We start from the raw sequence: 25,356 nt of genomic DNA, 5'->3' as shown, positions 1-25,356 counted from the left end.
GTTAATCATTTTATTCAAGTTTTATTCTCGATCTACTACTCGCGGGGGCGGAGCTAGTTATGTTCGAAAGCACTCGCTCTTGCGCGAAATTGCGCGACGAACCTGTATTGAATAGCCAAAGTGGTTCCGGCGGCGTTCGGTGTAGCCAATCCGGTCTTTTTATATATCTCAAGGGCGGTTTTCCCCAGGAGCCCAGGAATGGGCCGCTCAAGCACTTGGCAAGGGTGTGCAAGCGCGCTTTCGATATGTCTTTGGCATCGATTACCCTGTCGATGCTCGCGCCGGTTTTTCTGCTAGCCGCAATCTCAGTAAAGGTGAGCAGCACTGGACCCGTGTTTTGCAGGGAGCTTCGCTACGGCGAGGGAGGCAGGCAATTTCGCATCTACAGGTTCCGCTGCCGTTCAGACGATGTGTATGATGCCGCCCGGCTTGATCAAATCGCTTCGGACGATGAGCACATAACGCCGGTAGGACGGTTCCTGCGCACTTCAAATATCGATCAGTTGCCGCAACTCTACAATATACTGATCGGCGATATGTCGTTTATCGGACCCCGCGCGCATCCGGTCGGACTGCTTGCGGAAGGCTGTAGATATGACGAGTTGGTGCCCTACTACCATTTGCGTCATTCCGTTAAACCGGGGTTGTCTGGCTGGGCGCAAATCAATGACCTCTGCGGTCCTACATGCGATGCGCATATCGCACAGGCACGCATCGACCACGACATCGCCTATGTGCAGAATTTCTCGCTCCTGCTTGATTTCAGAATTGCAGGAATGACGATCTGGCGCGATATGCTCTGCCCGCGCAACCGGTCTGGATCTCCGAGAAATGAGCGTAAAAAGGGCGCTAAAGGGGCATCGAAGGATATCTTTTAGCTATTGTTCGCGGTGCAGTCGGCGGTACCCCGATAGGACTGGCAATGACCGGCTGGGCCGCTCGCGGTTGGTTTTTTGAGTTCGGTGTATCGGTGAGCGCGTTGCCGGTTATTGAAGCGGTCCAGGGAGATTGTAAGCAACAATCTCGGTCGGGCCGGGCGAGGCGGGGACAAGATTCAGACGTCGGACTGTCGCGGGCTAGCGAAGGCATCGGCAGGCGTCGACATCGTTCCGGTCCGATTTAATACCGTTACGATCTGGGCCGATGGGCCTTTCGCGGCCGCGAGCCTGGCCAAGGTGTCATCCACATCGGTCCGGCGCGTTTGTGCCCATTTGATCGTCACAACGGCAATATCCGCATGTTTCGCGAGATAGAGCCCATCGACGACCGCGCCGACCGCCGGAGTGTCGATAATCACGCAATCGTAGGTCTGTCGTGCCAGCGCAATTATGCGATCAAACTGCCGACCGGAAAGCAATTGATCGGTAGGCCCTCTTGCTTCGTCACTGTTCAAGAGCAAGCTCAGACTGGAATGAGGGTCACGGACCAGGAGGTCCATAAACTCGATCGATTGCCAAGTCGCGCGCAAGTGCTTGTGAAAGTTTCCGTTAGAAGCAATGTCGACGAACTTGTGCTGGGATGGAGATCGCAAGTCGCAGTCCATTAGAAGCGTTTTGGCGCCCGAAAGGGCATAGTCCCGAGCCAGAGCCAGTGCGAGCGACGATGCGCCAGTTCCTATGTTCGGTGAGGTCATCATGATCACGCATCCAGTTGGCCCATCAGGTGCCCTTAATGTTTGATCTATGCCGACACGAATCCGCCTTATGGATTCCGAGTACCGGGACAACGGGGCCCAGACCAGGGCGTCGGCGGCCGTTAATGTACCTGTAAGGCCGTTAGGTCTGAAACTCGGTACTTCAGCGATCGCCGTGTAGCCGGTCTCGGCCGAAAGATGCCGCGCACTGGTAAAGCCGCCGTGAAAGCGCTCACGCTTGAACGCGACGCCGAAACCGAGGCCTAGGCCAATCAGGCCTGCAAAGCCCAGTCCCCGAACGATATCTGGAAAGCGCGGCGACGGCGGGAGTGCCTCAGCAAGCAGGCGGACACCTGCACCTTGAGTGTCGTGCTGCATGTCGAACTGCGCACTGCCTGTAATGAGTGCCTGGTAATAGGCGCGAGCAAGCTGGGCACGATACTGAAGTCGATAAAGGCCCGTTAGATCGCCGGGTGGATTATCCAACCTGCGATCCTGGACACCGGTTTGCGCTTCTGGGGCGCGTTGTGCGATGCCGGGGGCGAAGGCAAGCGAGATGCCAGCCATGAAATCGTCAACGGTCTTCTCGCTTGCGGCTAAGTCTTGCCGTGCCTCCTCTAGGTGACTTTCAAGCACTTGGCGGGCCACAAGCAGGTCTGCGATCTCATCGTCCCGTTGGGCATCCATGTAGGCCTGTACAATGGTGTTGGCCAATTCACGCGATTGTAGCCGGTTCGGACTTTTTGCGGTGACTGCGATGACGTTGGAAAGACCGCGTCGCTCAATTTCGGTATTCTGGCGCAAACGGAGCAAAGTTTCTTCCAAAGCTGTGGCGGCGTTGTCCGCGCGATCCGGGAAGTAGTTCGGCCATATCTGCAGCCACCACGCTGCTGGTGCATTGAATGTGGCATCGTCCAACAGTCCAAGTTGCTCGATTGTGGCGATGAGGATCGGGTCGGAACGCAGGACTTCCACTTCATTTTCAACCCTTGCATCGTCGTTGGCAAAGCTGCTGCCCATCAGTCGGGACGCGCGCAGATTCTGCGGTTTGGGGTCGATCAAAACAAGCGCGGTCGCCTGATATTGAAATGGGAATGCGAGCAATACGGCAAGCGCAATGCCAACGACCAATGTAAAGGTAATGGCGATAGCACTAGCCTGCCGTCGCAGTGCGCCAAGCGTACTGCGGATGTCGATTTCAACGTGGCCCATTGTCCCCCTCAGACCCTTCGAAACCCGATGAACGGAAGTAAAGACCATAAGTTTGAGTAAGGCAAGCAAGCGACAGAAAAAAGCAAGATAGCTTCGGAACTTGCTATCTTTCTGCTATGCCGGATGAACAATTGGAGGTCGGCGTGGCGTCGGTTGAGTGGAGGGCTCAATCATGGATTTGACATCGCAAAACTGCGCGTGTGTGGCATTCTAATATTTTACGATAAAGATTCGCCCGTCGATTGGCGGGACAAGAACATTGAAGGTGGAAGAGGTATAAGGATGCGGCAGACCTGGCGCTGGTTTGGGCCCAATGATGTTGCCAAGATCGAGGATGTCGTTCAGGCCGGTGTGGAAGGAGTCGTCACCGCTCTCCACCATGTGCCCAACGGCGTTGTTTGGTCGGCCCAAGAGATCGCCAAACGGCAGGAGGAGGTTCGCAAGACTTCGACCGGCGCGCCGTCAGGGCTTGAATGGGAGGTTGTCGAAAGCCTTCCGGTTTCCGAGGATATCAAGAAGCAAAAGGGGGACTGGAAGGAGCATGTCGCCAATTACAGGACGAGCCTTGAGAACCTTGCCGCGGCTGGCATTGAGGTCGTTTGCTACAATTTCATGCCGGTTCTGGATTGGACGCGTACCGATCTGAACTGGCGGGTCGCACATGGCGGCACCTGCATGCGCTTTGACATCAACGATTTCGCCGCGTTTGACATCCATATCCTTCAGCGTCCGGGCGCCACAGCCGATTTTTCCAATGAAGTGGTGGTGGAAGCCGGGCGGCGGTTCGACGCCATGGATGAGGACGCAAAGATTGCGCTTGCGCGTAATGTTACGGCAGGGCTTCCCGGCTCGACCGAAACGCTTACGCTGGACGGCGTGCGCGAGCACCTCGCACAATATGGGCAAATCTCGGCGGAAAAGCTGCGACAGAACTTTATAGACTTTCTGGAACAGGTTGTGCCAACGGCGGAAAAACTCGGTTTGCGCATGTGCTGCCATCCCGATGATCCGCCCTTTTCATTGCTTGGTTTGCCGCGCATTATGTCCACAGAGGCTGACTACACGGCCATTCTCGACGGGGTCGACAGCCCGGCTAACGGGATGACGTTGTGTTCGGGCTCGCTCGGTGCGCGGCCAGACAACGACCTTCCCGGTATTATGGAGCGACTGGGATCGAAGGTGCATTTTTTGCATTTGCGCAATGTTTCGCGCGATAGTGACGCCATTTCTGGCTCGTTTTATGAAGCCGAGCATCTTGGAGGAGATACGGACATGGTGGCACTGATCGCAGCGATCGTGAGGGAGGAAGCGCGGCGTAAACGAGAAGGGCGAGCGGATCACCAGATCCCTATGCGGCCCGATCACGGGCAGGACATCCTCGACGATCTCGGGCGTAAAGCGCAGCCTGGCTATCCCACCATCGGGCGTCTGAAGGGCCTTGCCGAACTGCGCGGCGTGATGCGCGCGCTTGAACACAAGACCTGGGGCATCGTGCAATGAGTGATGCGAGTTTTCTGCATCCCTACAGGCTGCTTCCCACCGAATCCGCTGCCAGAGACATTGCCTGGGAGCTATATGAGTCGATCTCGGAATTGCCGATCGTTAGCCCGCATGGTCATACCGATCCGGCGTGGTTTGCAAAGAATGAGCCGTTTTCCGATCCGTCATCGCTGTTTCTGGCACCGGACCACTATGTGCTGCGGCTCCTCAATAGTCAGGGCATTTCATATGACCGGCTTGGCGTGCCGCGCAAGGATGGCGGTCGCGTTGCCGATGGGAGGAGCGCATGGCGTTTGCTGTGTGAAAACTGGCACCTTTTTGCGGGAACGCCGTCACGGCTATGGGTCGAGCATTCGCTGAATCTTTATTTCGGTCTTGATGAGCCGCTCTCGGCAGATAACGCCGATGCGGTTTACGATACGATTGACAGCAAGCTTAAAGAACCCGAATTGCTGCCGCGTGCGGTGCTCGACAGCGCCAATGTAGAGGCAATCGCAACGACCGAATTTGCACTTGATCCTCTTGAACACCACAAAGCGCTCAAGAATGATGGGCTGATTGGGCGCGTAATCACGACCTATCGGCCAGATGATGTGACAGATCCCGAGGCGGTGGACTTTGTCGACAACATCGCCCGCTTTGGCGAAGTGACGGGCGAAGACACAACAAGCTGGTCTGGCTTGATCAAGGCCCATGGCGTTCGCCGAGCCTATTTCCGCGACTATGGCGCCACTGCGACCGACCACGGTGTGCCGGGCGCCGCGACCGCCGATCTTGCGGAACATGAAAAACAAGCTCTGCTCGACCGGGTGCTGAAGGGCAAGTTCGCGCCCGAAGACGCCGAGCAATTCCGTGCACAAATGATGACTGAAATGGCGGCGTTATCTGCCGACGATGGCATGGTGATGCAGATTCATGCCGGGTCGCGCCGCAATCTCGATCCGCATCTCATGGCAAAGAGGGGGGCAAATCTGGGTGCCGATATTCCTGGGCGTACCGATTATGTCGGCGGGCTGAAAGCTCTTTTGGGGCGCTATGGGAATGCGGAGAATTTTCGATTGATCCTCTTCACGCTCGACGAAACCTGTTACGCGCGTGAGCTTGCGCCGATCGCCGGTTATTGGTCGTCGGTTCTGATTGGCCCGCCCTGGTGGTTCCACGACAGCCCGAACGGCATTCGGCGCTATCTCGATGCAATGCACGAAACGGCAGGCTTTTATAACCTTGCCGGGTTTAACGACGATACGCGTGCATTGCTGTCGATCCCCGCACGTCACGATGTCTGGCGGCGTGAGGTTGCCAGATTTCTCGCCAATATGGTGGCGGAAATGCGTTTGGCGAAAGCGGACGCATTGGTACTGGCGAAGTTTCTCGCCTACGACAGCGCAAAAAGGGCGTACCGTTTGCAATGACCAGATTGAGCTCGCTGGATGGCTTGAACCAGACTGTTGGTCGGCCAGGATACGATCCTGCTGCGCATGGCGTAGGCATCGTTCATTTGGGGCTAGGCGCTTTTCATCGCGCACATCAAGCAGTCTATACCGATGACGCTTTGGCAAAAGGCGGTGGCGACTGGCGGATCATGGGTGTCAGCCTGCGGTCGCGCATCGTAGCCGATCAGCTTAACCCGCAGAACGGTCTCTATACGCTTGTCATACGTGGTGAGGGGGACCCTGAGTTTCGCATCATCGGTTCGATCGCCGGCGTCCTGTTTGCGCCCGATGAGGACGAAGAACTCCGTGCAGTGCTCAAGGCGCCGGAAACAAAGATCGTCTCGCTGACGATTACCGAAAAGGGATATGGCCTTGATCGCGAAACGGGCGGACTCGACCGGTCGCATCCAGCCATTAAGGCCGATATTGGCAGAGACTTGAACGAAGCGACGAGTGCCATAGGGCTTATCGTTGGCGCGCTCGATTCCCGGCGCAAGAGCGGTGTTGCGCCCTTCACAGTTCTGGCTTGCGATAATCTTTCCCATAACGGCAAGGTCACAAAGCGCCTGGTGCTCGAGTTTGCATCGCGCGTCGATACGGATCTGGTAGCCTGGATCGAGCACAATGTGCCGTTTCCGTCGACTATGGTGGACAGGATTACTCCCGCCTCCACCGAAAAGACGTTCGCAGACGTAAAAGCGGCTTTGGGTTTTGAGGACAAAGGGGCAACTGAAACTGAGCCTTTTACGCAATGGATCGTTGAAGACGACTTCTGCGCCGGTCGCCCTGATTGGGAAGCCGGTGGCGCTCTGTTCGTTAAAGACGTAACAGCATATGAACAGATGAAGCTCGGGATGCTCAACGGCAGTCATTCCATGCTGGCCTATTCGGGTTTTCTGGCCGGGCACAAATATGTTCGCGATGTCATGGGCGACGGTGCGCTCGCAAAGCTTGTGCGACGGCACATGGATACCGCCGCCAAAACGCTGCCTGCTGTGCCCGGTATCGATCTGCAAGCCTATGCCGATGAGTTGATTGACCGGTTTGCCAATCCCACAATCGCGCATGAGACCTATCAAATCGCGATGGACGGGACGGAAAAGCTGCCGCAACGCATTTTCGAGCCGGCGATGGTTGCGCAGGTGCGCGGGGACGATCTGGCGCCCTTTGCCTTTGCGACTGCCGCGTGGATGGCTTATGCCCGTGGCCGGAAATCGGATGGTAGTGCATATGCTCTGCGCGATCCGCGCGAGCAGGAAATCGCCGACATCGTCAATCTTTACGGCGACAACCCGCGGGCACTTGCCGATGGCCTGATGGCGTTGCCCGGATTTGTTCCGCAGCAATTGCGGGAAGATGCTGGATGGCAGTCACTCGTGATCGAGCGTTTGGCTACGATAATGAGCGAGGGAATGACTGCGGCCATTTCAGCCGAAGCGCAATAAACATATTTGTCTGCAAGGTGTTAACATGTTAGGTCGTGGCTGATCAGATGCAAGGAGGCACGATCATGGGACAGGCATTGCGTTGGGGCATTCTGGGGGCGGCAAAGATTGCGCGCACGGCGTTGGCGCCGGCATTTGCGTTGGCGGAAGGTTCTGAACTTGCCGCCATCGCAACGTCAAGCAAAGGGAAAACCGAGCCGTTTATTGCGCGCTATCCGCATGTTCGGGTGTTGGACGGCTACGATGCGCTTCTGGCCGACCCGGAAATCGATGCGATTTATATTCCACTGCCTAACCACCTGCATGTCGAGTGGACAGAAAAGGCGTTGCGGGCCGGAAAGCATGTCCTTTGCGAAAAGCCTATTGCGCTTCACGCAAGCCATATCGACAGGCTGATTGCTGCGCGTGACGAAACCGGGTTGCTTGCTGCCGAAGGTTTCATGGTGCTCCACCATCCACAATGGCACCGGGTCAAGGCATTGCTGGCGCAGGGTGCCATCGGCAAGCTCATCCATGTCGACGGCGCGTTTTCCTATCGCAATACAGACATGAGCAATATCCGCAATCGACCCGAGGTCGGCGGCGGCGGGCTGTACGATATAGGTGTCTATCCTTCGATCACGGCCCGGTTCGCGACAGGAGCGGAACCGACCGATCTGCGGGCGGACATCCAGTGGGAAAACGGTGTCGATACATTTGCGCGGGTATGGGCTGAGTTCCCCGAGTTCACTATGTCATTTTACTGCGGGATGCGGCAGGCTCCGCGTCAGGAAATGGTGTTTCACGGCCAAGAGGGATGGATTCGGGTTACGGCACCCTTCAATGCCAATCTTTATGGCGATGTGCGGGTTGAATGGCGCGATGCAAACGGCGTTACGCGGTCTGAAAGTTTCAACGGAATCGATCAGTATCAATTGATGGTCGAGGCGTTCACCCGCTCGGTCAAAACGGGTGAGGCCTTTATCTGTCCGCTGGAATTTTCCAAGGGCAATCAGGCGATGATCGACGCCATATTGGCTGCAGATCCCGCCTGATCGTTCATTTGAGGTGCCGTTCGAGGTTCTCGATCATTTCAAGGCAAGCGCTGAGTTGATCAAGTTCAACGAATTCGTCGGGCTTGTGCGCCTGTTCGATGGAGCCTGGCCCACAGATTACGGTGTCGATGCCGATATCCTGGAAAAGCCCGGCTTCGGTGTTGAATGAAACGCACTGGGTCGGATCGGTATTGCCTGTCAGGTCGCGCACGAGTTCGACCGCCTTTGAGCTTTCAACCGGTTCAAGTCCGCCAACATCGCCGACGATTTCTGTATCGATACCTGCTTCGGGATGGATCGCCTGCATTCTGGGTAAAAGCTCGTCGTAGATAAAGGCATCGAGCTGCTGATGGACGAAGGCATAATCTTCCTTTGTTACCGGTCGCAACTCCCAATCGATGGACGCATTGCCTGCAATGATGTTGCGGGCAATGCCGCCGGTCATCTTGCCAACCTGGATGGTCGAATGGGCCGGATCGAAGCGTCCATTCCTGGGGCCTCTGGCTTTGAGTTCATCGGCGAGTTCAAGCAGTTTTGCAACGAACCGCGCAGCATATTCCACGGCGTTTACGCCATGGTCCGGCATGGAACCATGACCCTCAAGGCCGGTAAAGTTCGTTGTGTATTCGCAGCACCCCTTGTGCCCATCGATAATACCCATCATTGAGGGCTCGCCCACAATGCAAAGGGAAGGCTTGCGTCCAACCGCCTGCAACTCGCGGAGCATCACCTTGGCGCCGTGACAGCCAACTTCCTCGTCATAGGTAAAGGCCAGATGCAGCGGACGGCTGATCCCGGCTTCGGCATAGTGAGGCGCGAAAGCCATCATGCAGGCAAGGAACCCCTTCATGTCGCATGCGCCGCGACCGTATAGCCTGCGGTTGCGAATGGTTGCGGTATAGGGATCGGAGGACCAGTCCTGGCCTTCCACCGGCACCACATCGGTATGGCCCGACAAGATGATGCCCCCGTCGAGTTCCGGTGGGCCAAGCGTGGCAAAAAGGTTAGCCTTTGTCCCTGTCGGATCAAGGGTCAGATAAGTCCGCGTGCCGATCTGATCGAGTCGCTGGTTGATATAGGCGATCAACTCCAGATTGCTGTCCTGGGAGACCGAGGGAAAGGCAATCAGATCAGCCAAAATCTCGAGCGTATCGCCGAGCAGTCTATGCGCCATAAATGTCTCCTAGGGTTTGATGCAGAGTTCGCGCGGCACATCGGCAAGGCATTCCGGGCCGCCTTCTTCGCGAATACGGAAGGTTTCGGTGATTTCCAGCCCCCAATCGGGTGTCCAGATTGCGGGCATGAAGTGGAAGGTCATGTTTGCCCGCAGGATCGAAGGATCGCCGGGGCGAATGCTCATGGTATGCTCGCCCCAATCGGGCGGATAGGACAGACCCACCGAATAGCCCGCGCGACTGGCCTTTTCGACGCCGTGTTTCTTTAGCGTACCAAAAAACGCATCAGCGATTTCACCGCATGTATTACCGGGCACTGCAACGGCCATACCCGCTTCAAGTCCCTCAAGCACCGCCTCCTGCGCTTTGAGCATTTCCTTGGGCGGCTCGCCCAGATAAATGGTCCGCGAAATCGGACAATGGTAACGGCGATAACAGCCTGCAATTTCAAAGAATGTGCCTTCGCCCTTGAGTAACGGGCGATCATCCCATGTCAGGTGTGCCGCTGCGGCATCCTTGCCAGAGGGCGTTAGTGGAACGATAGCCGAATAGTCGCCGCCATATCCATCAACGCCGCGGATCGAGGCCGCATAGATTTCGGCAACGAGATCGCTTTTGCGCATGCCCGGCTCTGTGATTTCACGAATATGAGCATGGGTTGCCTCGATAATGCGCGCGGCGCGGCGCATATATTCGAGCTCAGCTTCTGACTTCACCGAGCGCTGCCAGGTCACAATCGACGTTGCGTCGACCAACGTTGCGTTGGGCAGTTTATCGAGCAGCGTCTTATAACAGGCAGCGGTGAAGTAGTAATTGTCCATCTCGACGCCGATGCGGCGATTGTCCCAGCCCATTTGCTCAAGAATGCCGCAAAGATGCTCGTATGCGTGCATTTCAGGATTCTGGACGAAGTGATCGGGATAGGAATGGATGGAATCGTCGCCCAGCCAGGTTGTCATCTGAGCGCCGACTGCGTCCATGGGACGACCCCACCAGAGGGGATCGTCGGTAAGCGACACGATAACAGCCTGATGGACATAGAAAGACCAGCCATCATAGCCGGTGAGATAGTGCATGTTGGAGGGGTTGGTGACGATAAGAACGTCAACACCATTTGTCTGCATTGCGCGCCGTGTGGCATCGAGGCGCTCGTGGAATTCAGGCAGCGTGAAGGGCAGGCGGGTACTTGGCATCTCTCATTATGCTCCAAAAATGCCGTGGCGTTAGCTTTTAAAGGATGTACCTGCGCCAACTCGATATGCCCGCTGACGGGCAAGAGTGGCGATGGCAGTGTCTTGAACGCCGGTGCCCGTAAGGTCGGCGAATGTGATCTGATGGGCACTGGTTCTGCCGGGCAGGGCGCCGGCAATGATCTCGCCCAATTCTGGGTATGTCGCATCCTTGGGGACGATGCTTTTCTCCAGCGCGTGGTGCAACTCGCCGAGAATGCGCGTCTGACTGAGCCGGTCGGCGACATAGACAAGATCGTCAAGGCGAAACAGGTTCGGATCGATCTCGTTCTTATGCTCGGCATCCGATCCCATTGCTGTCAGGTGTTGGCCCGGCTCCAGCAGGTCTGCTTCGATCAACGGCTTGGAGGAGGGTGTCGTTGTGACGATAATATCCCGGCCCTTAATCGCTTCGGAGATCGATTCTGCGACAACGACGGTGGTGCCTGTCGCTGCCTCAATGGTTGCAGCGCGCTTTTGGGCCTTGTCCTGGTCACGTGCCCAGAGCGCAATTTCCGTAATTGGGCGGACGAGGCACAGCGCTTCGGCCTGCATTTGCGCCTGCATGCCCGCGCCAATAATGGCAGCCGCACTTGCATCCTCGCTTGAGAGGTGCTTCGCCGCGACGGCACCGGCAGCTGCCGTACGGACGTCGGTGAGATAGCCGTTGTCGAGCAGCATGGCTTCCACAAGTCCGGTCTTTGCACTCAGCAACACCATGAGTCCGTTCACGGACGGCAGGCCAATTTGGGGATTGTTGAAAAAGCCGGGGCTGATCTTTATCGCAAAACTGTCGATACCCGGAACGTAAGCGGTTTTTACGTCGACTTCGCCGTTGGCGTCGGCAATATCGAGTCGCAGGATCGCAGGCATGACTACGGGTTGGGTCGCCAGCGCACGAAACGCATCCTCAACGCAGGCAATGGCGTCGTGATCGAGAGGAACCAGCCGTTCGAGGTCACCTTGAGAAAGGATTTTGATTTCAGGCATGTGAACGTGCCTTCTGATAAACCGGATGCGTCCGCGAAACGATTGCTCGGTGCATTGCAATGTCGAGATTTTTGCCGCTGAGGATCAATGCGGACGGACCTTTTGGAGCAACTTTACCTGCCAGCAGCGCGGCAATGGGAACAGCGGCGGCGCCTTCGAGCACCTCGCCTTCGTGCTCGTACGCATGGGTAATGGCGTCGGCGATCTCACGTTCCGTTACCGTAACGGTTTCATCCACAAGGTCGCGGACCATTGCGAATGTGTGGCGATTTTCGAGTCCGATTCCGCCGCCCAGGGAATCGGCCAAGGTTGGCAATTCCTTCACGACAACCGGTTTACCTGCGGCAAGGCAGGCAATCATGGCTGCTCCACGCTCCATTGAGATGCCGATAACCTGCGTCTTGGGCGAAAGTGTTTTGACGGCCAAAGCGACACCGGCAATAAGGCCTCCGCCCGAGAGCGGCACGAGAATGGCATCAAGTTCGGGAACATCTTCGAGAATTTCGAGGCCCAGCGTGCCTTGCCCGGCGATGATGTCTTCATGATCGAAGGGCGGAATGGTAACAAGACTCTCTTCAGCAACCAGGCGGTCGACTTCTGCCTGCGCATCATCCTGACTGCGCCCAACGATTTTGATCCCGGCGCCAAGCGCTTCGATTGCCTTGACCTTATTGTCAGGCACGAGGCGCGACATGCAGATGGTCGCATGCGTGCCAATTGATTTTGCAGCATAGGCCAGGGCACGGCCGTGATTGCCGGTTGAGGCGGTGCAAACGCCATTGGCGCGCTGCCCGGCCGAAAGAGCCAGGACGGCATTTGTGGCGCCGCGCAGTTTGAAGCTTCCGGTCAACTGCTGATGCTCTTTCTTGAGCCACACCGGAACGCCACAATGTTCTGTCAGTCTGGCGGCCAGCTCCAAAGGCGTGCGATGAATGTGTGCGGCAATGCGCTTTTTTGCGCCAAGAACGGCCGTGAAGGGAACAGACATCATGCACCCTCTCCGAGATCGTGCAGACCCATCAGGCGTCCATGGGCGGCGTCCGGTTTGAATATCCCTGCGATTCGGGATGCTTGCCAAAGCCCGGCCAGATTCGAGGTGACGACCGGGCGCCCGATAGCCGCCTCGATCTGAGCAACCAGCGTTGCCGCAGGAAGGGCTGTGCAGGAGATAAACAAGGCTTCTGCATCCGGCGCTGTCGCCGAGACTGCATAATCAATGATGGTTTGTGCTGGGAGAACGGCCATATCGCGGTCATCTTCCATATCGAGGCCCAGCGTAGAGGCGATTTCAAATCCACTATCGGAAAGATGATCAACTACGACTTTCGCGGTTTGGGCAACGTAGGGCGTAAAGACGGATACTCTTTTTGCTGCCAATGCTGCAAAAGCGCGTTTCGCTGCTGCAAGCGGAGTGACGATTTCAATGCCGGGCCGTTGAGCGTGAATGGCATCATGCACAACGCTTTCTCCCAAGGTGATCGTCGCGGAGGTGCAGGAGAAATAAATGGCAGATAGATCGCCTCCCGGCACCAAAAGGCTTGCTGCCGTGCCAAGATGGGGGAGCGTCTTGCGCAGATTGTCAGGCGTCGTCGGGTTTTCAAATGGAATACGTGTTGTGCAGGTAAGGGCCGATGGCGGCAGCAACGCGCGCATGTCGCGCTCCGTAACCATGTCTGTGGCCAGCAAAATTGCACCAATCAGCGGCACCGCAGCGGAGTCTTGCCCCGCGACCACGTTCGTTTCCATATTCCACCCCGTATGAAGGCGCAGGTCAGCAGGCGTCTTTAGCTGGAGCCTAACGCCAAGACAGTATGAACACGAGGGCCGTAGGTGATCTCACCAAGTTAAGAGGCGTTCATAGCCGATCTTGCTGCGAACGTGGCGAGATAAAGATGTATCATCCCTCGACTTCCAGGCCTTAGTCCGTAACGCTATGGGTAAAAGAATTTGCTGCGATTTCGGTTTTTTTGGCCTGTGTTTCGCGGCAATACACAAGCAGTCGAATAGTAGCGGCATGGATTGAAACGCGATCCGTGCTTGCATGCTTGGGGTAAATAACTGCAACCAACAAAGGAAGGACGCGAAATATGACATGCAATTCTCTTGGAGCGCTGCGCAGGGCCGGTCTTGGACTTGCTGCATCGGCCTCCATGCTGGCTTTGACTGTCGGTGCTGCATCGGCGCTGGATATCAAGTACGCACTCGAAGAAGCCATTCACGAGGTGCAGGGTGTTTATGCAACCCAGTTCAAGGAGTACATCGAGGCAAATTCCGATCATACCGTCACCATTTTCCCGTTCGGGACGCTTGGTGAGTCAGCGGATACAACCGAATTGGCGCAGATGGGCGGAATCGAAATGGTCACGGCATCGCCCGGATTTACCGGCAGCCTGATCCCTGAACTCAATGTATTCAACCTGCCTTACGTGTTGCCTGAGGATACAGACGTATTGGCTGAGTTTTTCCGTTCGTCGCCCACCATCCACGAAACCCTCGCCGGACGGTATAACGATCAGGGCTTTGAAATGCTCTCGATGTATCCGGAAGGCGAAGTGGTGATGACCACGAAGCAGCCGGTGGAGTCGCCAGACGATCTGGCTGGCGTCAATTTTCGTGTGATGACCTCGCCGATCCTGGTTTCGACCTATGAAGCCTTTGGCGCGACGCCGACGCCGCTCCCTTGGGGCGAGGTATTCGGTGCGCTCCAGCTCAACATGATCCAGGGGCAGGAAAATCCAATGTTCTTCGTTGAATCGACGAACATGTATGAAGTTACCGATCACATCACCTTCACCGGTCATAACAACTTCACCACCGCCGTTCTGGCCAATAAGACGTTCTTTGATGGTCTGAGCGAGGAGGATCAGCAACTGATGCGCGATGCGGCGTGGCATGCGTTCGAATACATCATCGAGTATCAGGAAGGGCTGACCGAAGCGTCGCTTGAAATGATCCTTGAGGCAAAGCCGGAGATGGGCGTGACGCGTCTCACCGACGAGCAGCGCGAGCCGTTCCGTCAGGCAGCTCAACAAGTACGTGAGGTCTATCTTGCCGAGACCGGCGATGCCGGTGCCGCTGTCCTCGAAGGCTTCGAAGCTGATATAGAAGCCGCCCGGGCGGCTGTCGCAGAATAACAGACCTATGGATGGGGCCTCATACGGGGCCCCATTCTGCTTTTAGCTGATTTTACTATGGCCAATTGCCTTGATCGAAGGACGCAGCGATGAGCGACGATGGCGATAAAGGGCCCGATCGAGGGCCTGCAACTCCACCTCATGCCGGTATGCCTGGGGCGATTCCGCCCAAGAGCGAGTTTAAGGGACCGCTCAAGCCGCTCGCCTATCTCGACCGCGGGTTGGCCTGGTTCGAGGCGTTCATTCTGTCCGCGGGCGTCTTGCTCATGGCCACCAATTCGGTGGCCAATGTGGTTGGGCGTTTCGGGTTCGGTCGTTCATTCCCTGCGACTGAAGAAATAAACCAGTTTCTTGTCATTCTGATTACGTTTGCCGGCATCGGCTATGCCGCGCGCCAGGGCCGCCATATCCGGATGTCGGCGATTTACGATCAGTTCAGCGACCGTTGGCGTAAAGTGCTAATGGTCGTTATTGCGCTGATTACAGCGGCCGTGATGTTCGTGCTGGCCTGGTACTCGTTCTCTTATGTGATGAGCGTTTACAATACCGGTCGTATTGCACCTGCCACCCGCCTGCCGGTCTATATGATGCTGGTGTGGTTGCCGGTCGGCTTCGTCGTTACGGGAATTCAATATGTGCTGACGGCCGTGGCCAATATTTCGCGTCCCGACGTCTATATATCGGCGAGTGTCATCGACAGTTACGAAGACAGCGAAACGCCGGTTTAGGGGGAGACCGCAATGGCACAAGAACTCGCAACATGGATGATTGTCGTCATGGTGGGATTGCTCCTTTTGGGCTTCCCCATGATGATCCCGCTGCTCGCGGCGTGTTTCGTCGCCTTTTTCCTGTATCTGCCGGTCGGGCCGGAAATTATGGTACAGCAGATTCTTGCCGGCATCCGCCCATCGGCGCTGGTGGCGGTGCCCATGTTCATCCTAGCCGCAGATATTATTACCAAGGGACAATCGGCCACGCGACTGATCGATTTGGTCATGAGCTTCGTGGGGCACGTGAAAGGTGGGCTTGGTATCGCTACAGCAACCGGGTGTACGCTGTTTGGCGCAGTTTCGGGGTCCACCCAGGCGACGGTGGTTGCAATCGGTTCTCCGATGCGCCCGCGCATGCTCAAAGGCGGATACAAAGACAGCTTCTCGATGGCTTTGATCGTCAACGCCTCAGATATCGCGATGCTGATACCGCCGTCCATTGCCATGATTATCTATGGCGTGATTTCCGGCACGTCGATTTCCGAGCTGTTCATTGCCGGGGTGGGGCCAGGTCTGCTGATCCTGGTCCTCTTTTCGATCTATTGTGTGATCTACGCCGTACGCAACAACATTCCGACCGAGGAGAAGGCAAGTTGGCGGCAGCGCGGCAAGGCGCTGGTCAATGCCATCTGGCCGCTAGGTTTCCCGGCCATTATCGTTGGTGGGATATATGGAGGCGTGTTCAGTCCCACTGAGGCGGCCTCGGTCTGCGTTCTTTACGCGATAATTCTCGAGTTCATCGTTTTCCGTTCGCTCAAGTTCAGTGACATCATCCCGATTGCCAAGTCGACCGGCATGATCACGGCAGTGGTCTTCATACTGGTGGGGGCAGGGGCAGCATTTTCCTGGGTCATCTCCTTCCAGCAGATCCCGCAGATGATCCTCGGCGCGCTGGGGTTGATGGATGCCGGCCCAACGACTGTTCTGATTGCCATCTCGATTGCGTTCTTTGTCGGCTGCATGTTCGTCGATCCCATCGTTGTCATTCTGGTGCTGGTGCCGATTTTTGCACCCATCGTGAACGCCCTGGGTATCGATCCGGTGCTGGTGGGGGTGATCATCACGTTACAGGTGGCGATCGGGTCGGCGACGCCTCCATTCGGGTGCGACATCTTCACGGCCATCGCCGTGTTCAAGCGACCCTATCTCGACGTCATCAAAGGGACGCCGCCATTCATCGTGATTCTCTTTGCTGTCAGTATTTCGCTCATCATGTTCCCGCAGATTGCATTGTTCCTGCGTGATCTGGCCTTCCGCTAACGGCAAGACATAAGGAGGATCGAGAGATGTTTTCCAAAATACTCGTCGCTGTCGATGGTTCAGAGCAGTCAGACCGTGCCGTGGATACGGCTATCGACCTGGCCAGAAAATATGACGGCTTGGTCATTGCCTTATGTGTTTACAGACATCACTCGCAAGCTGAAGCGTCGCTGTCGATGGTGCGGGTAGGTTTGCAGGGAGGCGATACGCCCGATCAGGCGCTCAAGCAGTTTGCTACTGAAACTGCGGCCGCAGCCAAGGCGCGCCTTATCGAGGGGGGCGTCGAGAAAGTGGAGGCTTTTGCAAAGCGTGGTCATCCCGCTCGCGCTATCGTGGACTTTGCAGATCAGCGCAATTGCGATGCAATTGTCCTGGGCGCGCGCGGCCACGGTGATGCAGATGGATTTTTTCTCGGCTCGGTTTCCCACAAGGTTGTGGGCCTGTCGAAAGTAACCTGCGTGGTTGCGAAATAGTATCTATTGGGCCGCGAGCGCTGAAATGCGGCGTGGCATGGCAAAACCAGGCACCGGTTGCCATTCGCGGCGGCTGGTCGAGGTCTTTTGCGCTTGTTGCCTCTAGACGAAAGCTATCCCATCGCACTAATGTTGCCGCCTATTCAATGCTTTGCATCAAAGGCTTCGGAGGCGGCACATCAGACAGGGGCAAATCAAGCTTGACGATCGCGACGTCAAGATTCTGACGATCTTGCAGCGGGAGGGGCGCATTCCCAAGGCAACGCTTGCCGAACGCGTCAATCTAACGCCAACCCCATGTTGGGAGCGCCTGAAAAGGCTCGAGGATGCCGGTATCATCGAGAGCTACGGCGCCCAGATTTCGCTGCGCGCTTTTGGTCCCTTAACGATCGTGTTTGTGCAGATCGAATTGCAAAGTCATCAAGCGGAAGATTTTGCGAATTTCGAGGCGGCAATAATGGCCAATGAGCAGATCGTCGAATGCTGGGCCGTTGGCGGTGGCATAGACTACATGCTCAAGGTCGTAACGCGCGATCTCGAGGCTTATCAGGCGCTGATTGAAGGTTTGCTGGCAGCGCAGGTGGGCGTAAAACGCTACTATTCCTATGTTGTTACCATGCCGGTCAAGAATGCGCCGCTTCCGGTAAATGCGCTACTTGGTGAGCCGGTGTGAGTCTCCGCCTGCTTTGACCGCTTTCAGATGATCTATCGCTTCGGAGAGCGAAAGGCAGAACAAGTCTCGCCGTAAGCGCTCCAGTTTGGCGAACGTCTCTCCCCAGCAATCGCTATGCTGTCGCCCATGTGAACTCTATGCGCGTGGGAGAATGTGCGTATGGCCAAACCTTCCCCAAAGACCCGTCTTGATGGCTTGACATCGCTGCTGGCGGACCCCGATCTGCTTTGTGAATTTGCCTTTGTCGATGGCCGTGTCGTGAATGGCAAACAACCTGCTATCGATGTGTATGATCCCGCAAATGGCGCGGCAATTGGTTCGATTGCTTCGCTCGATGCCGAGCAGTCGCGCTCTGCCGTCGACAGCGCACAGGTCGCATTTGGGCAATGGTCTGCGTTGTTGCCGCAGGAGCGCGCAATCATCTTGCGGCGTTGGTTCGAGCTGATGCTCGATGCCAAGGAGGATCTTGCCCGGATCATGACGGCAGAACAGGGCAAGCCCATTTCCGAGGCGCGTGGAGAAATCGACTATGCGGCTTCGTTCATCGAGTTCTATTCGGAAGAGGCCAAACGCCCCAATATTGAATCGGTAACTTCTCATCTTCCCGATGCCGAGGTCGAAGTCTGGCGCGAGCCGTGCGGCGTTGCCGCGCTCGTTACGCCTTGGAACTTTCCATCGGCAATGATCACGCGCAAGGCGGCGGCGGCGTTGGCGGCAGGGTGTACCTGCGTTGTTCATCCCTCGTCGGAAACTCCATATTCCGCGACGGCGCTTGCCGTTCTTGCCAGCCGTGCGGGTCTGCCTGCTGGTGCGTTCAATATTGTGACAGGGCGAGCTTCGACAATTGTTGAGCCTTGGACGCAGGATCCTCGTGTACGGGTGCTTTCCTTTACCGGTTCAACCGAAATCGGGCGGCTTTTGTATCGCCAGTCGGCCGATACGGTTAAGCGCCTTGTGATGGAGCTTGGCGGTCACGCGCCATTTCTCGTTTTCGCCGATGCAGATCTTGATCAGGCAGTCGATGAAGCGATCAAAGCAAAATTTGCCACCAGCGGACAAGACTGTCTCGGTGCCAACAGGTTTCTGATCGAACGGCCCATCTATGCGGAATTCTGTAATCGGTTTGCCGAAGCCACCAGACGTCTCACGCTGGGCAATGGCATGGATGATCCCGATATCGGCCCGCTGATGAATCAGAAGGCCGTGGATAAGCAGGTTTCCCATGTTGAGGACGCCTTGGCCAAGGGCGCGAAATGCCTTGTGGGCGGCAAGGTCGATGTCATGGGCCCCTTGTTTTTCCAACCAACCGTTCTGGCCGATGTACCTGAAAATGCATTGATCATGCATGAGGAGACGTTTGGGCCTGTTGCAGCGCTTGCGCCGTTCGATAGCGAGGACGAGGCGATCAAGCGGGCCAACGATAGCGAATACGGCCTTGTTGCCTATCTGCATACCAACAATCCGCGACGCATTTATCGGGCTTCCCGTGCCCTGCAATACGGCATGGTAGCTGTCAATCGCACCAAGGTAACCGGCGCGCCGATCCCTTTCGGGGGAATGAAGCAGTCCGGCCTGGGCCGTGAAGGTGCCCGTTTGGGCATGGAGGAGTTCACGGAAGTCAAATATGTGTGCCGGGACTGGCGCTGAGAACACGAATACAAGCACAAATATCAAGGACAAGAACAATGCTCTCGAACGACCAACTCGACCGCTGGGACCGCGATAATTTCTTCCATCCATCGACGCATCTGGCGCAACATGCGCGCGGGGAAAGTCCCAACCGCATCGTGACGGGCGGTTCGGGCGTCTATATTGAGGACCGTGACGGTAACAGGTTGCTCGATGCCTTTGCGGGCCTTTACTGCGTCAATGTCGGCTACGGGCGTACCGAAATCGCCGATGCCATCGCCGAGCAGGCGCGTGAGTTGGCCTATTATCACGCCTATGTTGGTCACGGCACTGAAACTGCAATCACGCTTGCCAAGATGATTCTGGATCGTGCGCCGGCCCATATGAGCAAAGTCTATTTCGGACTTGGCGGTTCGGATGCCAATGAAACCAACATCAAGCTGATCTGGTACTACAACAACATTCTGCGGCGCCCGAACAAAAAGAAGATCATCTCGCGCTGGCGCGGTTATCACGGTTCAGGTCTTATGACCGGCTCGCTGACGGGTCTGATGAGCTTTCACAACAAGTTCGACCTGCCACTTTCCCAGGTTCTGCACACTGAGGCTCCGTACTACTTGCGGCGCCCAAGACAGGATATGAGCGAGGCTGAGTTTGTCGGCCATTGTGTCGCCGAACTGGAAGCTCTGATTGCGCGCGAAGGCGCCGATACCATCGCTGCCTTTATCGGTGAGCCGATTCTGGGCACTGGCGGCATTGTGCCTCCGCCGCAGGGTTATTGGGCTGCCATTCAGGCTGTGCTGGAGAAACATGACATCCTGCTGGTCGCGGATGAAGTTGTTACCGGATTTGGTCGGCTGGGTTCGATGTTCGGTTCAGATCACTATGGGATCAAACCGGACATTATCACCATCGCCAAGGGGCTGACGTCGGCCTATGCGCCGCTTTCCGGCTCCATAGTCTCTGAAAAAGTCTGGAAGGTGCTTGAGCAAGGCACCGATGAGAATGGGCCAATCGGTCACGGCTGGACATACTCGGCCCACCCGATCGGTGCGGCGGCGGGTGTGGCCAACCTCAACCTTATCGACAAACTCGGCCTTGTGGAAAACGCCGGGAAAACGGGCGCCCACCTAAACAACGCCATGACTGCCGCTCTTGGAGAGCACGCCAATGTTGGCGAAGTACGCGGCGAAGGTATGCTGTGCGCCGTGGAGTTCGTGAAAGATCGCGAAACCACAACATTCTTCGATGCTTCGGAGAAAATCGGACCGCAGATCGCAGGCGAACTCGTCAAGCTCGGCGTCATTGCGCGCGCCATGCCACAAGGCGACATTCTGGGCTTTGCACCGCCGCTCTGTCTGACAGAAGCCGAAGCCGACATCATTGTGGAAAAGACTGTGCAGGCTGTGGAAAAAGTGCTCGGCTAGAATGAGGATTTAAGAGTCAGTTCAGGGCCTTGAGTGTGTCGGCTAATGCAGCGCGCGCAATCTCGAGGTCCTTTTCTGTGCCCACGGAAATTCTGATGCAGCGATCAAGTCCGGGGGCCATTGGCTTGCGGATGAAAACGCCGCGCTCCGCCAGGCCATTGAGAATGGCTTGGGCGTAAGCCGCATCGCGACCGCAATCGACAGTGACGAAATTGGTGCCTGATGGGAGCGGGCTTAGTCCCAACTCGTTGGTAAACCGGGCAATCTCCGCGCGACCGGCAGCAGTCCAGTCGATGACTTTGCCTAGATAGTCCCTGTCTTTGAGTGCGGCCAAGGCTGCGATCTGGGCGATCTTGTTGACGCCGAAATGATTACGGATGCGATCAAATCCCGCAATCACATCGGACTCGCCAAAGATATAGCCGATGCGTTGGCCCGCAAGCCCGTAAACCTTTGAAAAAGTGCGGTAGCGCAGAAGATTTGGCAATGCGAAACCAAGCGGTGGAACGGCGTCTGAGGGGGCCGTTTCGCAATAGGCCTCATCCAGAATGATGACTGTTTCGTCCGGTATGTTCTTTGCGAAATCCACGATGGCATCCGCGTGCCACCATGTGCCCATTGGATTGTCCGGGTTGGAGAGATAGACGATCTTCGGGCGATGCTTTTTCACCGCGGCCATCAGGCCCTGGAGATCTTCCCTGTCATCCTTGTAGGGAACAGGCACCAGGTGTCCACCAAAGCCCGCGACGTGGTAGCTGAACGTGGGATAGGCGCCAAGCGATGTAACCGCCTTGTCGCCCTGTGCCAGAAACAGCCGACAGGTCAGGCCTAACAGGCCATCGATACCTTCACCGACAAGGATTTGTTCTGGCATGAGCGCGAGGTTTTCAGCCAGTGCGCCGCGAAGTTCATGGCTTTCAGAATCGCAGTATTTCCAGACGTCCGGTGCGGCATTCGCGATTGCCGCGATAACGCTTGGGGCGGGGCCGAAATTGTTTTCATTGGCACCGAGCCTTGCCTTGATCGCTATGCCCGAACGGCGCTCCAGGGCTTCAGGGCCGACAAAGGGGACGGTCGCAGGCAAGGCTTCGACGAGCGGCGTGAAGAGTGGGCGAGGCATTGTGATCGGGCCTATATGCTTGGATGTTTCCATGTCCATAGCATTCGACTTGGGTGCCCGCAAATCTCTCTAGGGCTTTTCAAAACCAGTATAATTTTCGGCCAACGACTGCCGTGCGATACGAGATGCAACGAGGTAATCAAAATCAGCGCGCTGGATGCGGCGACCGAAATCACCGCTTTCCGGGAAGGTGTGCAACAGTGTCGTCATCCACCAGGAGAAGCGTTCCGTGCGCCATGTGTTTTCGAGTACGCGCGCCGAGTAAGTGTCTATGCCTGCTGACGATTTTTCATCGTAATGCTCTATAAGCGCCTCGGCCAGAACCTTGACATCGTGGATGGCCATGTTGAGGCCTTTTGCCCCGGTTGGTGGCACGATATGGGCTGCGTCCCCGGTCAGGAACAGGGAGCCGAAACGCAGGGGTTCGGCCACGAAACTGCGTAGCGGTGCGATGGATTTCTCGATGGGTATTCCGGTCTTGAGGGCTTCGGCGACGTCCGGGTTCAGCCGGGCGCGCAGCTCGTCCCAGAAGCGATCGTCGGACCAGTCTTCGACTTTTTCATCAGCGTTCACTTGCACATAGTACCTGCTGCGCGTTTGTGAGCGCATGGAGCAAAGCGCAAAGCCGCGGTGGTGATGAGCGTAGATCAACTCCTCGGCAACGGGGGGCTGATCGACAAGAACGCCAAGCCAGCCAAAGGGATAGATGCGTTCGAACGTCTTGATGGCATCGGCTGGTACCGAGGCGCGGCTGACCCCATGGAACCCATCGCAACCGGCGATAAAATCGGCCGCTAAACGGAAGGTTTCACCGTTCTTCTGGTAAGTTACCACTGAATTTTTGCCAGAAAAATCGGAAATTTCGACGTTCTCTGCTTCATAGACGATCTTGGCGCCAGATTTTGTCCGTGCGTCCATCAGGTCGCGGGTTACTTCAGTCTGGCCATAGACCATGACGGTGCGGTCGATGAGATCGGCAAAGTCGATGCGGAGCATGTCACCGTCGAACGACAATTCGCAACCTTCATGGATAATGCCTTCGCAATCCATGCGCTCACCGACGCCGATTTCGCGCAACAGTTCTGCCGAACTTTGCTCAAGCACACCGGCGCGGATGCGGCCGAGCACATAGTCGGCGCTGCGGCGCTCGATGATTACCGCATCGATGCCCGCACCCTCGAGCAACCGCCCTAGGGTCAAACCAGCGGGGCCAGCCCCGATAATTGCAACCTGTGTCCTCATGGATCCTCCGCGTCGGGTTTTAGCCCTAACCTGAATTTTCCGTGAGAATGCGGATCGGAACGACGAAAGCCAATGGACATAGGTGACAAAGGGTAGGATTATCCGAACATGAATTCGATCCCTTCATACGCGCTTTATGGTGAGATCGCCGCGCCGGAGAATACCTGGATGCACTGGGAGACCATCCGGTCCCGGTCGCATCTTTATGGCTATCACATTGCGCCTCACCGGCACGAGCAACTTTCCCAGATGCTCTTTATCGACAGCGGCCATGCACATGTCGCGTTGGACGACATAACGCGCGATGTCGAAGGGCCCGTGTTGATCATGATCCCTCCACTGGTTGTTCATGGATTCACATTTTCCAACGACATCAATGGGCATGTGCTGACTTTTTTTGCGCGCGACCTCGCCAGGCTGGTCGAGGATTCGCCGCCTGTCACGGCGCTGCTGGGGCAACCGGGTATTGTCGATCTATCCGGAGCGGATGAACGCAAGAAAACGGTACCCCGGATGGTCAGTGAACTGGTGAGCGAGGGCGGACGAACCGAGCCGGGCCAGACATTGGCCTTGAGGGCGCGAGTCTTGTTGCTCATGGTGGCTATTCATCGGGCGGCGGTGCTGGGCGAACGGGAAGCAGATGCGAAATCGAACCGTTCCGAAACGCTGGCCCGATCCTTTCAGTCCGAGGTCGATCGCCATTACAGCAAATCGCGCAGTATCGGCGACTATGCGGCGGCTATCGGCATCAGCCCAACGCATCTCAACCGTGTCTGCAATCAGATTTTCGGCACCTCTGCGCTTGGCGTTATCGAGCGGCGCATTGTTCTGGAAGCGCGGCGCTATTTGCGGTTCAGCGTATTGAGCATCAAGGAAATCGCCTATGTGCTCGGATATGAAGATCCCGCCTATTTCAGCCGCTTTTTCAGGCGACAGACTGGAATGACGCCGCAGGAATATCGCGACCAATCCTCGGTTACAGCCTGAGCTGGTTTACGGTCTCGCGGATCGTGCCGACGAGAATGTCGAGGGGCGCATTGGGTTCGGTCGCCTTGCGCGTTGTAAGGCCAACCGAGCCTTTGGTTTCTCCGGTATCGAGCGGAAGCCATGCGAGTAAGCCCGCCGCAACGTCCTGCGAGATGACGCCTTCGGAAATGATCCATACAGCATCGGTTTGTTGGACAAAGGCGCGTCCGAAGGAATCGGAAACCGTTTCGATTACGTGCGGCAACTCGGCCATTCCGTGTGCAAGCAGGAACCGATCAACAAAAGGTCGAATGACCGCCGAGCCCGGCGGCATCAGAATGGGAAATTCAGGCAGACGCGCGAAATCGAGCCTTTTGGAATCGAGCAAGGGATGGTCCTTGCGCACGGCAAAGCGCACCTGCTCGGAATACAGGTAGTCGAAGGCAAGGCCGGTCATTTGCTCAGGCGCAGCGAGGCGACCGATCACCAAATCGAGTTGGCCGGATCGCAACTGGTCCAGCAGCACGGTATTTTCGCCGGTGACGATCTTTACCAGCGTTTCCGTATTTTCGATCAGGAACTGCCGCATAGCCTTGGGCATGATGCGTGCGGAAACCGTGGGCAGGGCGCCAACGCGGATTGGCGGGCCAGCATTGCCGCGGTTGAGGCTGTCCACACCCTGTTGAACGGCGGCGATGCTGGCGCCAGCGTGACGCAGAAAAACCTCACCATAGCGGGTGATCTTGATGCCCCGGCCATCCTTTTCAAAGAGTTTGACGCCCAGAATATCTTCCAGCTCGCGCATGGTTTTGGTGACCGCGGGCTGGGTAACATTTAGGATTTCGGCTGCGCGGCTGATCGAACCTTGCCGGGCGGCCTCAACAAAGGTCCGCAAGTGCCGAAAACGGATGCGACTATCAATCATACTGAATGCATGACCTTTTGGTTATGACAATGAGTATTTATTTCATTTTACAAAACCATACCGTCAAGTGAATATGCAGGCAACGG

General features: G+C 56.5%; 22 protein-coding genes. 13 read left to right on the top strand and 9 right to left on the bottom strand.

All coding sequences use genetic code 11. The features are described 5' to 3' along the window. Positions 1–59: 59 nt before the first annotated feature. A complete protein-coding gene (locus EO133_RS05805) occupies positions 60–878 on the top strand; it encodes a sugar transferase (RefSeq protein WP_127071721.1) in 819 nt (272 codons plus the stop codon). A 176-nt stretch (positions 879–1,054) separates the two neighbouring features. On the opposite strand, the gene EO133_RS05800 is transcribed toward EO133_RS05805, so the two are convergent. Then, positions 1,055–2,845 carry a tyrosine-protein kinase domain-containing protein gene (locus EO133_RS05800; RefSeq protein ID WP_164734905.1) on the bottom strand — a complete coding sequence of 597 codons (1,791 nt, stop codon included), beginning with the start codon at positions 2,843–2,845 and terminating at the stop codon, positions 1,055–1,057. Positions 2,846–3,127: 282 nt separating this feature from the next. On the opposite strand from EO133_RS05800, the gene uxuA reads away from it, so the two are divergent. The 4 genes from uxuA to EO133_RS05780 all read left to right on the top strand — a co-directional run bounded on the left by uxuA (position 3,128) and on the right by EO133_RS05780 (position 8,257). Beyond that, the gene (gene uxuA, locus EO133_RS05795) at positions 3,128–4,345 is read left to right on the top strand and encodes a mannonate dehydratase (RefSeq protein WP_127071719.1); all 1,218 of its coding nucleotides are present in this window, start codon (positions 3,128–3,130) and stop codon (positions 4,343–4,345) included. Continuing rightward, positions 4,342–5,757, top strand: a complete 1,416-nt coding sequence (gene uxaC, locus EO133_RS05790; RefSeq protein WP_127071718.1) for a glucuronate isomerase — start codon at positions 4,342–4,344, stop codon at positions 5,755–5,757. The genes uxuA and uxaC overlap by 4 nt, the downstream gene beginning before the upstream one ends. After that, complete coding sequence (locus EO133_RS05785) at positions 5,754–7,223, top strand: mannitol dehydrogenase family protein (RefSeq protein ID WP_127071717.1); 1,470 nt, start codon at positions 5,754–5,756, stop codon at positions 7,221–7,223. Before uxaC ends, EO133_RS05785 begins: the two co-directional genes overlap by 4 nt. 65 nt (positions 7,224–7,288) lie before the next feature. Further along, positions 7,289–8,257 (top strand): Gfo/Idh/MocA family protein, encoded by a 969-nt coding sequence (locus EO133_RS05780; RefSeq protein ID WP_127071716.1) that lies wholly within the window; start codon positions 7,289–7,291, stop codon positions 8,255–8,257. Between the two features lie 4 nt (positions 8,258–8,261). Here EO133_RS05780 and argE read toward each other — a convergent pair whose 3' ends face one another. From argE to EO133_RS05755, 5 genes are read right to left on the bottom strand one after another with little or no spacing between them, the layout of a single operon-like run. Continuing rightward, positions 8,262–9,431 (bottom strand): acetylornithine deacetylase, encoded by a 1,170-nt coding sequence (gene argE, locus EO133_RS05775; protein ID WP_127071715.1) that lies wholly within the window; start codon positions 9,429–9,431, stop codon positions 8,262–8,264. Between the two features lie 9 nt (positions 9,432–9,440). Continuing rightward, the gene (locus tag EO133_RS05770; protein WP_127071714.1) at positions 9,441–10,625 is read right to left on the bottom strand and encodes a M24 family metallopeptidase; all 1,185 of its coding nucleotides are present in this window, start codon (positions 10,623–10,625) and stop codon (positions 9,441–9,443) included. 30 nt (positions 10,626–10,655) lie between these two features. Further along, positions 10,656–11,651 (bottom strand): cyclodeaminase, encoded by a 996-nt coding sequence (locus EO133_RS05765; RefSeq protein WP_127071713.1) that lies wholly within the window; start codon positions 11,649–11,651, stop codon positions 10,656–10,658. Then, the gene (eutB, locus tag EO133_RS05760; protein WP_127071712.1) at positions 11,644–12,642 is read right to left on the bottom strand and encodes a hydroxyectoine utilization dehydratase EutB; all 999 of its coding nucleotides are present in this window, start codon (positions 12,640–12,642) and stop codon (positions 11,644–11,646) included. The genes EO133_RS05765 and eutB overlap by 8 nt, the downstream gene beginning before the upstream one ends. Beyond that, positions 12,639–13,397 carry an aspartate racemase/maleate isomerase family protein gene (locus EO133_RS05755; RefSeq protein ID WP_127071711.1) on the bottom strand — a complete coding sequence of 253 codons (759 nt, stop codon included), beginning with the start codon at positions 13,395–13,397 and terminating at the stop codon, positions 12,639–12,641. Before EO133_RS05755 ends, eutB begins: the two co-directional genes overlap by 4 nt. 341 nt (positions 13,398–13,738) lie before the next feature. Here EO133_RS05755 and dctP point away from each other — a divergent pair, with 341 nt between their 5' ends. The 7 genes from dctP to EO133_RS05720 all read left to right on the top strand — a co-directional run bounded on the left by dctP (position 13,739) and on the right by EO133_RS05720 (position 21,017). Beyond that, the gene (gene dctP / locus EO133_RS05750; protein WP_127071710.1) at positions 13,739–14,785 is read left to right on the top strand and encodes a TRAP transporter substrate-binding protein DctP; all 1,047 of its coding nucleotides are present in this window, start codon (positions 13,739–13,741) and stop codon (positions 14,783–14,785) included. An 89-nt stretch (positions 14,786–14,874) separates the two neighbouring features. Continuing rightward, complete coding sequence (locus EO133_RS05745) at positions 14,875–15,513, top strand: TRAP transporter small permease (RefSeq protein ID WP_206513464.1); 639 nt, start codon at positions 14,875–14,877, stop codon at positions 15,511–15,513. A gap of 12 nt (positions 15,514–15,525) precedes the next feature. After that, positions 15,526–16,815 carry a TRAP transporter large permease gene (locus EO133_RS05740; RefSeq protein ID WP_206513463.1) on the top strand — a complete coding sequence of 430 codons (1,290 nt, stop codon included), beginning with the start codon at positions 15,526–15,528 and terminating at the stop codon, positions 16,813–16,815. A gap of 26 nt (positions 16,816–16,841) precedes the next feature. Continuing rightward, positions 16,842–17,288 carry a universal stress protein gene (locus EO133_RS05735; protein WP_127071709.1) on the top strand — a complete coding sequence of 149 codons (447 nt, stop codon included), beginning with the start codon at positions 16,842–16,844 and terminating at the stop codon, positions 17,286–17,288. Positions 17,289–17,466: 178 nt separating this feature from the next. Further along, complete coding sequence (locus tag EO133_RS05730; RefSeq protein WP_127071766.1) at positions 17,467–17,961, top strand: Lrp/AsnC family transcriptional regulator; 495 nt, start codon at positions 17,467–17,469, stop codon at positions 17,959–17,961. A gap of 159 nt (positions 17,962–18,120) precedes the next feature. Further along, positions 18,121–19,608 carry an NAD-dependent succinate-semialdehyde dehydrogenase gene (locus tag EO133_RS05725; RefSeq protein ID WP_127071708.1) on the top strand — a complete coding sequence of 496 codons (1,488 nt, stop codon included), beginning with the start codon at positions 18,121–18,123 and terminating at the stop codon, positions 19,606–19,608. Between the two features lie 38 nt (positions 19,609–19,646). Continuing rightward, on the top strand, positions 19,647–21,017 hold the full coding sequence (locus EO133_RS05720) for an aspartate aminotransferase family protein (RefSeq protein ID WP_127071707.1): 1,371 nt from the start codon (positions 19,647–19,649) through the stop codon (positions 21,015–21,017). A 16-nt stretch (positions 21,018–21,033) separates the two neighbouring features. On the opposite strand, the gene EO133_RS05715 is transcribed toward EO133_RS05720, so the two are convergent. Next, positions 21,034–22,137 (bottom strand): pyridoxal phosphate-dependent aminotransferase, encoded by a 1,104-nt coding sequence (locus EO133_RS05715; RefSeq protein ID WP_127071706.1) that lies wholly within the window; start codon positions 22,135–22,137, stop codon positions 21,034–21,036. 69 nt (positions 22,138–22,206) lie between these two features. Further along, positions 22,207–23,379: a 4-hydroxybenzoate 3-monooxygenase gene (gene pobA / locus EO133_RS05710; RefSeq protein WP_127071705.1), complete on the bottom strand. Its 1,173-nt coding sequence runs from the start codon at positions 23,377–23,379 to the stop codon at positions 22,207–22,209. A 108-nt stretch (positions 23,380–23,487) separates the two neighbouring features. On the opposite strand from pobA, the gene EO133_RS05705 reads away from it, so the two are divergent. Then, on the top strand, positions 23,488–24,366 hold the full coding sequence (locus tag EO133_RS05705; protein WP_127071704.1) for a helix-turn-helix domain-containing protein: 879 nt from the start codon (positions 23,488–23,490) through the stop codon (positions 24,364–24,366). On the opposite strand, the gene pcaQ is transcribed toward EO133_RS05705, so the two are convergent. After that, on the bottom strand, positions 24,356–25,270 hold the full coding sequence (pcaQ, locus tag EO133_RS05700; protein ID WP_127071703.1) for a pca operon transcription factor PcaQ: 915 nt from the start codon (positions 25,268–25,270) through the stop codon (positions 24,356–24,358). The genes EO133_RS05705 and pcaQ overlap by 11 nt on opposite strands. Between the last annotated feature and the right edge of the window lie 86 nt (positions 25,271–25,356).

It is taken from the genome of Pelagibacterium lentulum, from assembly GCF_003992625.1.
Lineage (GTDB): Bacteria > Pseudomonadota > Alphaproteobacteria > Rhizobiales > Devosiaceae > Pelagibacterium > Pelagibacterium lentulum.
The sequence above is the reverse complement of the archived record's forward strand: the minus strand, read 5'-3'. Positions and strand labels throughout refer to the sequence as shown.

What these genes read in the sequence shown, in the direction of transcription:
- EO133_RS05805 (WP_127071721.1), top strand. Translation starts at nt 60, where the DNA reads ATGTTCGAAAGCACTCGCTCTTGCGCGAAATTGCGCGACGAACCTGTA.
- EO133_RS05800 (WP_164734905.1), bottom strand. Translation starts at nt 2,845, where the DNA reads ATGGGCCACGTTGAAATCGACATCCGCAGTACGCTTGGCGCACTGCGA.
- uxuA (WP_127071719.1), top strand. Translation starts at nt 3,128, where the DNA reads ATGCGGCAGACCTGGCGCTGGTTTGGGCCCAATGATGTTGCCAAGATC.
- uxaC (WP_127071718.1), top strand. Translation starts at nt 4,342, where the DNA reads ATGAGTGATGCGAGTTTTCTGCATCCCTACAGGCTGCTTCCCACCGAA.
- EO133_RS05785 (WP_127071717.1), top strand. Translation starts at nt 5,754, where the DNA reads ATGACCAGATTGAGCTCGCTGGATGGCTTGAACCAGACTGTTGGTCGG.
- EO133_RS05780 (WP_127071716.1), top strand. Translation starts at nt 7,289, where the DNA reads ATGGGACAGGCATTGCGTTGGGGCATTCTGGGGGCGGCAAAGATTGCG.
- argE (WP_127071715.1), bottom strand. Translation starts at nt 9,431, where the DNA reads ATGGCGCATAGACTGCTCGGCGATACGCTCGAGATTTTGGCTGATCTG.
- EO133_RS05770 (WP_127071714.1), bottom strand. Translation starts at nt 10,625, where the DNA reads ATGCCAAGTACCCGCCTGCCCTTCACGCTGCCTGAATTCCACGAGCGC.
- EO133_RS05765 (WP_127071713.1), bottom strand. Translation starts at nt 11,651, where the DNA reads ATGCCTGAAATCAAAATCCTTTCTCAAGGTGACCTCGAACGGCTGGTT.
- eutB (WP_127071712.1), bottom strand. Translation starts at nt 12,642, where the DNA reads ATGATGTCTGTTCCCTTCACGGCCGTTCTTGGCGCAAAAAAGCGCATT.
- EO133_RS05755 (WP_127071711.1), bottom strand. Translation starts at nt 13,397, where the DNA reads ATGGAAACGAACGTGGTCGCGGGGCAAGACTCCGCTGCGGTGCCGCTG.
- dctP (WP_127071710.1), top strand. Translation starts at nt 13,739, where the DNA reads ATGACATGCAATTCTCTTGGAGCGCTGCGCAGGGCCGGTCTTGGACTT.
- EO133_RS05745 (WP_206513464.1), top strand. Translation starts at nt 14,875, where the DNA reads ATGAGCGACGATGGCGATAAAGGGCCCGATCGAGGGCCTGCAACTCCA.
- EO133_RS05740 (WP_206513463.1), top strand. Translation starts at nt 15,526, where the DNA reads ATGGCACAAGAACTCGCAACATGGATGATTGTCGTCATGGTGGGATTG.
- EO133_RS05735 (WP_127071709.1), top strand. Translation starts at nt 16,842, where the DNA reads ATGTTTTCCAAAATACTCGTCGCTGTCGATGGTTCAGAGCAGTCAGAC.
- EO133_RS05725 (WP_127071708.1), top strand. Translation starts at nt 18,121, where the DNA reads ATGGCCAAACCTTCCCCAAAGACCCGTCTTGATGGCTTGACATCGCTG.
- EO133_RS05720 (WP_127071707.1), top strand. Translation starts at nt 19,647, where the DNA reads ATGCTCTCGAACGACCAACTCGACCGCTGGGACCGCGATAATTTCTTC.
- EO133_RS05715 (WP_127071706.1), bottom strand. Translation starts at nt 22,137, where the DNA reads ATGCCTCGCCCACTCTTCACGCCGCTCGTCGAAGCCTTGCCTGCGACC.
- pobA (WP_127071705.1), bottom strand. Translation starts at nt 23,379, where the DNA reads ATGAGGACACAGGTTGCAATTATCGGGGCTGGCCCCGCTGGTTTGACC.
- EO133_RS05705 (WP_127071704.1), top strand. Translation starts at nt 23,488, where the DNA reads ATGAATTCGATCCCTTCATACGCGCTTTATGGTGAGATCGCCGCGCCG.
- pcaQ (WP_127071703.1), bottom strand. Translation starts at nt 25,270, where the DNA reads ATGATTGATAGTCGCATCCGTTTTCGGCACTTGCGGACCTTTGTTGAG.